The organism is Paenibacillus sp. FSL R10-2778, from assembly GCF_038593035.1.
GTDB lineage: Bacteria > Bacillota > Bacilli > Paenibacillales > Paenibacillaceae > Paenibacillus_AQ > Paenibacillus_AQ odorifer.
Genome location: NZ_CP151956.1, coordinates 3,492,744 through 3,504,297, shown reverse-complemented (window position 1 = coordinate 3,504,297; position 11,554 = coordinate 3,492,744). Strand labels below are relative to the sequence as shown.

The following is an 11,554-nucleotide window of genomic DNA, read 5'->3' as shown; positions in this document are numbered from 1 at the left end:
ATTCTTCGCGTACTCGGGTAGCAGTAAGTTGATTGTCTATTTTCGGCATTCGATACAAGTGCTAGATAAAGGAGTTTTAATCTAGAGTGATCAGTATGGTATGAATAATACTTGTTAATTTCTCATGGTCCGTTGCCGTTTTTACCATTGTACGTAGTCCTAACCAGGCATTCATTAAATAATGGGAAATAGCCTCGGGCTCCAGTGAAATTCTAAGTTCACCTCTTTGCTGGCCAGTCTGAACGAGGTCATATAACAACTTCTCCGTTTTTGAATAGCTATTCTCAACAAAGGATGCAACCTCCGGATCCAGTACTCCCAACTCCACACCCGAATTAACTATGAAACATCCTTGAGGTTCTCCTTCGCTCCTCATCGAGGATTCTAGAAATTGTCGAATGATCTCCTTTACGGGTTCTTGTTTCTCAACCAAGAAGCTCATTTTTTTGTTTTGAGTAGATTCGTACCGTTGGAGTGCCGTCAAATACAAGGCGTGCTTATCACCAAATGTATCATAGATACTTCTTCTGTGAATTCCCATACAGTCTACCAAATCTTGCATTGAAGTTTTCTCGTAACCTTGCATCCAAAATAGTTTTATCGCTTTATCTAGTACTTCATTAATTTCAAATTCTTTGCTTCTTGCCATTGTAATCACCTCAAGCAATCATTATACATTTAAGTAAACGATCCGCAAACTAATATATAAAACGTAAATAAAATCAAGCAAGATGCTTGATTTTATTCATAACATGATAACTTAACTGATGCTTACCGAAGAATTCTTACTTTGTTTGCTTATAAACAATCCAGAGTCCAATCTTTTTCCAGCGTATGCAAAAAAGTTGTACCCCACGTTTAAGAATAGGGAAGCCAGTTCTTTTTGCTCCAGTTTCTTCAACGATCGTTTTAGTGACTAATATCTAATTCGATTTAAAACTCAGATATAATTGGATAGATTTGATCTCTCAGATTGAAGTCATAGTTCTGGTCAACAATCCCTATCATATCATTGCTATCATAAAGCTCTACCATGAAACTCGCCATTTGTTTGGCAGTGTGGTATTTAGGCATGTTTGCTTTGTAATCAAATTCTTCAGCATCTATTGATTTCTTCACAAATTCCGTTTCAGTTATTGCTGGTGCTAAAACCTTTGCTTTTAATTTCGCGCCTTTAAGCTCTAGTTCCTTTGCAAGCCCTTCGGTGAAGGCACTAACATAATATTTAGATGCAGAATAAGCAACGCTCCCAACAGCAATGGCATATCCGAGTGCGGATGATACGTTAATTAACTGAGTTCCTTCTACATCAGCATAATCTCGCACAAATAGTGTAGAAAGGATCGTCAAGGATTCGATGTTAACACGTAACATAATTTCAACTTTATCTAAATTCTGTTCTACCACAAAAGAAGCTTCACCAAGTCCTGCATTATTAATCCAGGTTTCTATTTGGTATTCCTTCAAAGTGTTATACAGTGTGTAAGTCTGCTCTGTAATAGACAGATCATTTGAAATAATAATAACATTTACATTAGGATCAATATTCTGAATTGTTGATTTAAGTTCTTCTAATTTATCTAATCTTCTAGCTACCAAAATTAAATTTTTACCGCGTGCAGCAAACGCCAATGCTGTTTCATACCCAATTCCTGAGCTTGCTCCTGTAATCACTGTATATTTCATATTATTCTCTCCCTTTTAAGTTTTTTGATCATTTAACAACATTTCAATAGAGTTTTGTTCACGATTAAACTTGTATCTCATTCCCCCCTCCCTTAATAAATTTCTTCAAAATATTCAAGAACGATCATTCTAGTTAAGGTAAAAAAATACACTATTAACTCTAATTTGCATCAGTATATCAATTTTAGAATGATCAGTAAAGAATTTTTTGACAACAATTGAGCCCTCCTTAAAATCTGATAATAACTTTCCCTTTAGGATGACCTTCAGCAACAAAAGTCAGTGCTTCGTTAATATCTTCTATGTGGAATTCTGTAGGGTCCACTGCTGGTACAATCCCATTATCTTCAATAATCTTCGTAATTTTCTTTAATTGTTCGCCATCACTGCGAACAAAAATGAAATGATATTGAATCTTCTTTTTCTTCGCTTTATGATCATACTTAGCCCCGGCGATGGTGAAGAGCTTTTGTTTCCAGCCAGAGAAGCCCAGATCTTCTGCAAAACGTTTGTTTGGACCGGTCCGCAGAGAAAGAAGGCGGCCTCCTGCTTTAATAATTGAAAGTTCATGATCAAATTCGCTGGGTCCTAAGGTATCCATCACATAATCAACATCACTAAGCTGTTCCCAATAGTTCGTAGTCGTATAATCAATATATTGGTCTGCACCAGCGGCCATTATCCGTTCACGTGCTCCTGGATTTCCACTGATGATGACCTTGAGCCCCATGCTTTTGGCGATAGGAATGGCCATTTGGCCAAATGAACCAGACCCTCCAGGGATAAACACGCTTTCGCCTGCTTTAGCATCTAATTCTTCATTTAATCCTTGATAAGCTGTTAATCCTGTTAATGGCGCAGCAGCACCAGTCACAAAATTCAGATTGGCAGGTAGGTACCCGATGGCATCTGCATTAATTGCCGCGTATTCCGCAAAGGCACCGATTTTTTGTAGTGGCAGACGTGAATAAATTGCATCGCCAACTTTGAAACCTTGCACCTTCTTACCCACTTTTTCAATAATACCCGTCAACTCGTTACCAAGTACTAATGGGAATTCATAATCCTGAATCAGCTTTACACTTCCGGTACCAATAAGCAATTCCAAATGATTAACTGCTGCTGCTTTCACCTGAACCAAGACTTCGTTATCACTTATTTCTGGGATTGGAATATCGTTCACTTTTACTATGAACTTTTTTGAATATTTGGTGATCTGTGCTGCTTTCATAATTAATGACCTCCTATGCGTTAAAAAAGTAACATTTATTTGGTTTTGTAACTTACACAACAAGCATAAAACAATAAGTTACAAAAATCAACAATTGTTACTGAATATTTTATATGTTAGAATACTCGCAAGTGTATTAACGATAAAAGGGAATTTATTGAAGAAAGAAGGGTTAGCAGTACGGTGGCTAAAATCACTCAAGAGCTCATTATTGAAACAGCGGAGGCATTAATTAAACGCACGGAAAAATCCGAAGTGACACTCTCACAAATTGCGGATGAATTAAGTATCACCCATGCAGCGCTCTATAAGCACTTTAAAAATAAGCAAGAGCTCTGGGCAGCCGTATCTAAGAGCTGGTTCAACCGGATGATTTCAGAACAAATTAAATTAGATATGACTAATTTAACTAAACCGCAAGAATTGCTTCACGATTGGCTATGGGCATTTGTTAACGCAAAAAAACGCGCTTATAACGAGAATCCCAAGATGTTTGCCTTGAATACTCAATACGTGGATAGCAATCCACTGGTATTACGCGATGTTCTCTGGGATTCCTACCAAATCATTGACGGCCTCATGGACTATCACGATCCCCACTTGGAACGGGCTGAGGCGATTCTCTCTGCGTTTGCAGTATTTAGCCTCCCATCCTTCAAAGAATCCTGGAATTTACCTGACTACCAAGACAGGTTTGAACGCATCTGGAGTTTAATTAATAAGGGTCTTTGAATTCAAAGTTTTAGGGTATCTTACGGCTACAAATTCTAATTCGTAGAGTTCATGAATTGCTGAAATATGCTTAGCTTCTACAATCATTTATCTCACTCCTAAATACTCCAAACCGTATCCAGCAGCTCGTCCACTGCTTGAATTCTGGTCACAGAGGGTGTTTGTATTAAATTCCCTCTGACCATAACCATAGCTACATCAGACAAAGTTTTTATGTTCTCCAATGGGTTTTGCTCCATCATGATTAAATCCGCATATTTGCCAACTTCTATTGTCCCTGTCTGGTGATCGATTCCCAAAATCTCTGCATTTGATTTGGTTACTAGTTCAATAACCTGACTTGCGTTCAGCTTTGTTTGTCGCATGAAATGATCAAGCTCACGCCAAAGATCATAGTGGGTTACATAGGACATAGCGGCATCCGTGCCCACACCAATTTTGATATCATGTTCTATAGCCTGCTGTAGCCCTTTTAACATAGAGCCATACACAAGCCGGGCATTTTCCTTAACGGTTGTATTCAACTTTGTCAGGCTCGGATCTAATTTCGCACTGGGATAAGCTGCTTGTAAAGTAGGGATCACAGCGGTGTAGCCCTTTAAGGCTCTGGGATTATTTTTGTACAGCCTGATCATTTCCTCATCCATCTCCGCGCCGTGTTCAATAGTATCCACCCCACCCTTTAACGCAACTCTTACACCTTCGGTACTTTCTGCATGTGCCGCCACACGCATCCCAATTTTATGAGCTTCCTCGCAAATCGCAGCCACCTCTTCTTCCGTCATTTGCAAGCGGCCTGCTTCTCCGACCCTTTTGGCATCGGTAACCCCGCCAGTTACACATATTTTGATTAGGTCCACTCCGTTTTTTACATTGATTCTTACATTTCTTCTCCCTTCCCATGGTGAATCACCGACCAAAGCCAAATAAGGTGCACCGTGGCCATCCGTTACGCTCAGGAAATACCCAGACACCAAAAGATTAGGTCCAATAAATTGATTTGCCTTAATCTCATCCCTCAAAAGAACATCAGTATAAAAAAATTCACCTACACTACGCATCGTTGTTACTCCGGAATGCAGTGCGGTTAGGGCATTTTTTTTCATCCATTTCTTCAACACGTTTCTGCCCAGTCTCGTATCCAAAATATGATGAAACGCAAAATTCAGCAGCCCTTCACTGGCAGATAGCGTAAATGGCTTCCCATCGGCAAAAAGATGAACATGCGCGTTGATGAGACCGGGCATCACATATTTCCCCGAACAATCGATCGTTTGGTAATGGGTCGGAACAGTTACAGCGCTTGCTTTCCCGATCTCTTGAATCAACCCGTTTTTCTGAATCAAAATAGTCATATGGGTATCTGTGCCTTTTATTGCATCTCCATATATAACATTGCAGTCCTTAAACGCATAACCTATCTTCATCGTAGCTTCCCCCGTTTCATGATTACACCTTTCAATAGTGAATTAATTATTCATTATTGGATTAAAAAAATAGGGACCCTCGTAGATGCTAAATGTGCATATCCACTTGGTTGTCCCTCATTGCAGTGTTGTGCGCCAGTTCCACCCCACACCTAAATTCGGCGCATTGACGTTATTCGTTTAAGCTTTTTAGTCCATGCAGCCAGTATAAGCTTAATGCCTCAAAAATCCGTTTCCGGCTATCGGCGCTCATCTCGTGCTTTAATAAATCCAGAATCATATTGATGACATTGTTCGCGATGATCTTCAGCAGAATCATATTTTCTTCGGTTCCGATTTCGTATCTTTTATAATGATCCTTAATATAGGGCCTTTTAGTTTCGATCATCAGATCGATCAGCTCGTTTTTGGCATTGCTATATACGGTCCCTTTATTCTTTTCAAAAATAATAACAATCTGCCTGCTGTACTGGGTTAATATAGTTATTTGCTCTTGAACGATAGCTGATTTTTTCTCATTATTAACATCATCAAAAAAAGTCTGGTTATCGATGCGAATATTTTCCACTAACACATTCTTCAAATAGTCCACTAAAGACGGCGGAACAACCGAATAGAACAACTCTTTTTTATTTTTAAAATAAGTATAAATATTTCCAACAGAAATTTGAATTTCATCGGCAATATCATTCATTTTGGCATCAGAGAAGCCTTTTTGGAAAAATACCTTTAAAGCGGCGGATTCAATTTCCTGTTTCACTTCATCTTTTTTAGACTGCATATTGCCCCTCACCTTTAATAATGAATTTAAAATTCACTATTAAAAAATAATTCAAAAGATTGAATTTGTCAAACCACATTCGTGATTCAGCCATTACAATATCTCGATATAGCCTTCTGTTCCATGCACACGAATTCGTTGCCCGTCTTTTATCAATTTGGTAGCATTCTCCACTCCGACAACTGCTGGCAAGCCATATTCACGCGCAATAACTGCCCCATGGGTCATTAGTCCACCAACTTCAGTAACTAGGCCTTTTACAGATACAAACAATGGAGTCCAGCTAGGGTCAGTAAATAAGGTAACTAATATATCTCCGTTTTCTAGATCAGCATCCTCTATGTTTAAGATGACACGCGCACGTCCCTCTATAACACCGGAAGAAACCGCTAAACCTACAATAGCTTCAGTTGGGAGGTTTTCTCGTTTATACTTCCCCGCAATGATTTCACCATCAGACGTAATAACACGTGGTGGAGTTAGTTTTTCAAATAATTTGTACTCTTCTTTGCGTTTGCTGATGATCTGGTAATCCATTTTATTTGTGCTTACAACTTCGCATAGTTCTTCAAAAGTGAGGTAGTATATATCTCCTTTTTCAGGAATAACTCCCGCTTGTACTAGTTGTTCTGCTTCTTTCAGTAAAGCTTGTTTATAAACGAAGTAGCGATTAACCATGCCGTATTTTGGGTATTCTCTAAACCCGCTGAAATTCCGGATGAGATCAATCATTCGTTTTGTTTCATTCGCTTTTTGTTCACCATCGGGTAATTGCTTCAATCGATCTAATAGCTCTTGTTCTTTTTTCAAAGCTTCCTGTCGACCTTGCTCAAATTTCCGATGGCCAGCATTAGGTTTAAAGTTTTTGATATTACTGAGAATCATGGGGACAAGTGTAGTTGGTTTTTCGCTCCAACGAGTTCTTGTAAGATCGATTTCTCCGGTACATCGCATTCCGTATTTACTGAGATAGTCATAGAAAGCGTCTTGGGTTTCCTGCCCACCCTCAAAGCTAACCAGTTCATTTAAGAAATTTTCATCTTTAACCTGCTGTAAGTAATCAATGACTTCCGGATAAGGCCGAATCACATCAGCGAGATTGAGTAGCGCCAGACCCATTTCTGAAGTAATATTGCCCTGTACAGATTGAGAAAGCGTATCCGCTGCGTTTTTTTCACCTAACCACTCATTTATTTTTTCATTGATCCATGCTGAGGCATCCATAGCCGCCATAATCACACGCATACTTTGTGGGTTGAATAGAATCTTCTTTAATTGCTGCATATCTTCCAGAATAAAATCAAACAACTCCGCCCCTGATTTGGTTTGAATGATTTGTTGCAACTCTTCTATCGAGGCTTGGTTGCTCTTAATGAGGTCAGAAACGATTGTCGGATCATTTTCGAGTTGTACTTGAGAATCACTAGGTGGCAGGCTTGTATTTCTCTTACTCGGAGTAGAAGCCTTTTCATTATCTGCCGAAAATTTTATAAAATCTTCTCGCTCTACGATGGTTATGAGTGCGTCTTTTATGAGGGGATCAGATTTACCTAAGGCTTCTATGATCATTTCTCTGCTGCCAGATGAAGCAAGACTTGGTGTGACATCAACAAACAATCTTCCGCCAGCTGTACGCATAGGTGCAGGAGTCGTTAACAGGTAAAAGGCCAATCCCAGCGGTTTCATGGGATCTGTCATCATTTGTTGATGACCAACAGATACATAAACGTGGTTTTCTTGATCATTCGCTTCTGGGATGGGGAATAAAGTCGTGATTGGCCGACTCTGGACGATATAAAATGTATCCTCGGCCAAACACCATTCGATATCTTGTGGGCAACCAAAATAAGCTTCAATCTGTCTGCCTATCCTTGCTAATTGTAAAATTTGTTGTTCAGTAAGTGTTTGAGTCTCTTGCTGATCGAGTTCGATCTGCCGGGTCTCTGTTCCGCCTTCTTTTAGTCCGTAAATAGCCAATTTTTTGGTTGCTATTCTCTTATCGACAATTTTCTCTTGCTGTACTTTATAACCATCGGCAGATACCAAGCCAGAGACCAGAGCTTCGCCAAGTCCAAAACTGGCATCGATGGATAGCAGTTTCCGGTTAGAAGTAATCGGATCAGCGGTAAATAAAATGCCTGAAGCCTGTGGAAAAACCATCCTTTGAACGATAACGGATAAATAAACTTGACTGTGGTCAAATCCATTTTGCATACGGTAGATTACGGCACGATCCGTAAATAGAGAAGCCCAACATTTGCTGATATGCTGAAGGATTGCTTCTATGCCGATGATATTTAAATAGGTATCTTGTTGACCTGCAAAAGAGGCATGTGGTAAATCTTCAGCGGTCGCACTAGAACGCACTGCATAAGCATGTTCATCACCCAGCTGGGTGAGATAGTGAGAAACTGCCTTCACAACATCGGAAGGAATTTCTGCTTCCACAATGATTTGCCGAATCTTCCTACTGATTTCACCGATTTGATCCCGATCTTCTACTTTTAGCATAGTTAGTTGATCCAACAAAGCATGATACGTTTGGTTCTGTTCGAGGGCTTGGTGATATCCTACTGTTGTAATACAGAATCCTTCTGGTACTTGTATTCCTTCTATTTGTGATAGTTTCCCTAAATTTAACCCTTTTCCGCCAACGAGCAAAAGCTGTGTATTGTCCACTTCCTGAAAACCGAGAACTAAAGAACGCATTTATTATCGCTCCTAACTATTAAATTGAGAAAAAAATTGACAAGAATTTAACGGCATGATAATATAAATATATAAGATTCATTTTTTATGCCTAACTATAGAATTTCAGTCGTGAGTTGATTATATCATCGTGTCTTTTCATATGCAATATATAAGAATCTGATGAGATAAATCAGGTTCTTTTTTTGATTTCAGCTATCATTAGTGTTAAAACAAATAAACCGTAGCCCCTCAAGTGGCCTACGGTTTATTTGCTTTAATATTAGAATGACGTAGTAGGGTATATTATAATCCCTTCACTTCAAACTCATAGATCCGCGCTGCCGTATCGGCTCCCTGCGTAGGTTTGAGAATCAATAATTTTACATAGCGGGCTTTTACTAACGCAATTGAATCAGTCGACTCGGCAGCCGAGTTTCCTTGGACGTTGACGACATCCGTCCAGTTCGTTCCGTCGCTGCTGACCTGAATCGTATAATCACTGGTATTAAAACCGGACCACTCTCCTCCGCTCTCAGCATGCTTGATGACAAAAGCGCTGAGTTGATGTTCGGCGCCGAGGTCGACCTGAAGCCAATGGGGCAGATTGCCAATTGCGCACCATTTACTGTTATCCGTCACTTTACCATCTACGGCGTTAGGTGCCCCTTCCTTTTCCCCGCAGGCATGATCGGCTGTTGCAGTTTTACCAAGTGCCAGATTTTTCACTGCTCCAGCTTCCTTACTCACTGTGATAAGCGCTTTTTTCGTAATTGTGTCTTGGCCCGAGCTGTTAGTTGCAGTCAGCGTCACACTATAAACGCCTTCCTGAGAGAACGTCACAACTGGGTTCTTTGATGTGCTGACCGCGGGGCTTCCGCTTTCGAAGGTCCATGACCATCCTTCTGTCACTTCAGTCGACAGGTCGGTGAAGTTTACGCTCTCGCCTGGAGCGACTAGGGTTCGATCAGTTTTGAACTCCGCAGTCGGCTTTGGATAATCCGGCCAGCTGATCTTCACGCTAGAGGATTGACCTTGCTCGTATCTTCCATTGACGGCAACAACCTTCAATACTGTGATAGTTTCTTTGTCTATTCTTCGCATCTCAGGAACGTAAAACACATGATTTGGTGTTGCACCTATGAACATCTCACTGCCATCTGGAAGTACTCGATAGATTTCGTATTGCTTGACCTGTTGGTCAAGCTGTTTCCACTGTAATCTGGCATCTCCATAAATACCATTGCGAAAGTCAGTTTGAGTGACCTTAAGATCGCGAACCGCGGGTAGTGGTTTGATCGGGTCATTAGCATTTTGAATGGAGAGCTGGCCAATTTGAATGTTGTAATTATTAATCGCATTCTTAGAATCAAAATACAGTGACAACGCTACGATCCGTTTCCCTTTGTATGGGGTCAAATTCAATGTTTCAGTTGTCCAGTCTGGCGATGTCTTATCCTTCACATTAAGGAAGATATATTGATTGGGCTGATCTGCGAATGCAAGACCAACCTTCAGGCTTGGCTTATTTTGTGTTTTGTACGTAATAGACAGCTTTGTGCTTGCTTCGATCTTAAGGTCGGTCTTGTAGAGCTTCAGATGTGTCGCATTGTTAGGGTTCAGTACGCCTGATACCTTCAACGAACTGCCGCCGTAATAGGCATCGGACCAATCGAGCACTGGTGAAAGCGGGGTACCTTTGCTGTCTGCAATCCAGCGCCAGGAGGGAAGAATATCCTGCAGACTCCGGTTGTTCCAGCTTTTATCCCGCACCTGCTTCCCTCTTACAAAATATTTCTGTCCGCTTCCCGTGTTGAAGTTGGTGGTGAAAGGCAGCTCATTGATTGGTGATGATTCGATCACATCGTTAGCGATACCTTTCCAGGCTTGATCGCTCGAGGTGTTACTCGGATTCCCGTTTGGACCCACCCAGAATTTGTTCTCGCGTACGAAGAAATCTTCCATACTCTCTGCGCTGTTAAAAGCCCAATCGGGGCGGTAAATACCAAGGGAAGTAACGGCAGGATCTTTATCCGGAAACAACAGATTCCAGTTCACCTTTGTATCGTAACCCTTGGCTTCGACATCGATGCCTGCATACAAGTCATAAGGACTTCTGCCCAAGCTTCTAGCCTTCTCTGCCGAGCTTTTAAGATCCTTCCACCAAAAGTTCAGGAACATATTGTCTGTTATTTGCTTTTTATTGTCTTGCAGGAACATCGCATTCTTGTCGTTAAGTGCATTTTGCCAACTGATACTGCCCTCATTGGTCATGGAATCATACCATACGATGTGCATAGAATTTGACTTGTGCGATTCCAGATAACTTAGGAAAGCTTTCATTTGCTGTGCGTCAGCCGGAGTTCCGCCCTCAGTCTCCTGGTTAATAAACCAGCCGTCAAATCCGTAATGGCTCGCAACCTGGATCAACTTGTCAGCAGCAGGAAAGGATCCGTCACTATTCTGCTGAAGCATCTGCTTGACCCATTCATACTTCCCGCCATATACGGTTGGTGGGAAGAATACCGTTCCGATGATCGGCACGCCATTTTTATGAGCCGCGTCGATCGTATCAGCGCTTGGAGGTACGATGATCCCTTCGCCCGCGGAACCACCCCAATAGACCAGCTTGTCAACATATTGCCAATAGGTAAATGTGTTAGCTTCGAATTTGCTTGAACCCTGCGATGGAACTCCGCTTGTTCCCGGGTTCAGTGCTGATAAAGCCATGACTTTTGGCGCTTTGGTTGCATGAGCGTTGACTCCATCTGCTACAAAACGGTCCTGCAGCGGGACTGTGCTCCGGTTAAATGCCGCATCCGGGTCGGATGCCGGACTCCACTGAAGCAATTGCTCCGGAAACCAATAGGATGAATAAGGCTGTTTCGCGAACGCAGTTGTGGATAAGGCTGCGCACATCACAAGTAAGAATATAAAACCTGCCCCAATCTTTTTCATGCCATACTCCTCCAATCGATTGATTAAATGATTGCGCTTACATTTTATCAA

Annotated in this window: 8 protein-coding genes; 1 reads left to right on the top strand and 7 read right to left on the bottom strand. The window is 41.1% G+C overall.

Annotation, left to right across the window (positions count from 1 at the left end):
• Nucleotides 1–76: 76 nt before the first annotated feature.
• From NST40_RS15480 to NST40_RS15470, 3 genes are all read right to left on the bottom strand, one after another.
• Nucleotides 77–649 carry a TetR/AcrR family transcriptional regulator gene (locus NST40_RS15480; protein ID WP_076277331.1) on the bottom strand — a complete coding sequence of 191 codons (573 nt, stop codon included), beginning with the start codon at nucleotides 647–649 and terminating at the stop codon, nucleotides 77–79.
• A 284-nt stretch (nucleotides 650–933) separates the two neighbouring features.
• Complete coding sequence (locus NST40_RS15475) at nucleotides 934–1,686, bottom strand: SDR family NAD(P)-dependent oxidoreductase (protein ID WP_342409678.1); 753 nt, start codon at nucleotides 1,684–1,686, stop codon at nucleotides 934–936.
• Nucleotides 1,687–1,915: 229 nt separating this feature from the next.
• Complete coding sequence (locus NST40_RS15470; protein WP_342409677.1) at nucleotides 1,916–2,917, bottom strand: NADP-dependent oxidoreductase; 1,002 nt, start codon at nucleotides 2,915–2,917, stop codon at nucleotides 1,916–1,918.
• Between the two features lie 183 nt (nucleotides 2,918–3,100).
• Here NST40_RS15470 and NST40_RS15465 point away from each other — a divergent pair, with 183 nt between their 5' ends.
• Nucleotides 3,101–3,649, top strand: coding sequence for a TetR/AcrR family transcriptional regulator (locus NST40_RS15465; RefSeq protein ID WP_076190311.1), 549 nt, complete (start codon nucleotides 3,101–3,103; stop codon nucleotides 3,647–3,649).
• A gap of 98 nt (nucleotides 3,650–3,747) precedes the next feature.
• Here the strand turns inward: NST40_RS15465 and NST40_RS15460 are convergent, their stop codons facing one another.
• From NST40_RS15460 to NST40_RS15445, 4 genes are all read right to left on the bottom strand, one after another.
• On the bottom strand, nucleotides 3,748–5,076 hold the full coding sequence (locus NST40_RS15460; protein ID WP_342409676.1) for an amidohydrolase family protein: 1,329 nt from the start codon (nucleotides 5,074–5,076) through the stop codon (nucleotides 3,748–3,750).
• Between the two features lie 172 nt (nucleotides 5,077–5,248).
• Nucleotides 5,249–5,857, bottom strand: coding sequence for a TetR/AcrR family transcriptional regulator (locus tag NST40_RS15455; protein ID WP_076133162.1), 609 nt, complete (start codon nucleotides 5,855–5,857; stop codon nucleotides 5,249–5,251).
• A gap of 93 nt (nucleotides 5,858–5,950) precedes the next feature.
• Nucleotides 5,951–8,566 (bottom strand): phosphoenolpyruvate synthase, encoded by a 2,616-nt coding sequence (gene ppsA, locus NST40_RS15450; protein ID WP_076278092.1) that lies wholly within the window; start codon nucleotides 8,564–8,566, stop codon nucleotides 5,951–5,953.
• A gap of 285 nt (nucleotides 8,567–8,851) precedes the next feature.
• Complete coding sequence (locus NST40_RS15445) at nucleotides 8,852–11,503, bottom strand: discoidin domain-containing protein (protein WP_076278091.1); 2,652 nt, start codon at nucleotides 11,501–11,503, stop codon at nucleotides 8,852–8,854.
• Nucleotides 11,504–11,554: the final 51 nt, after the last annotated feature.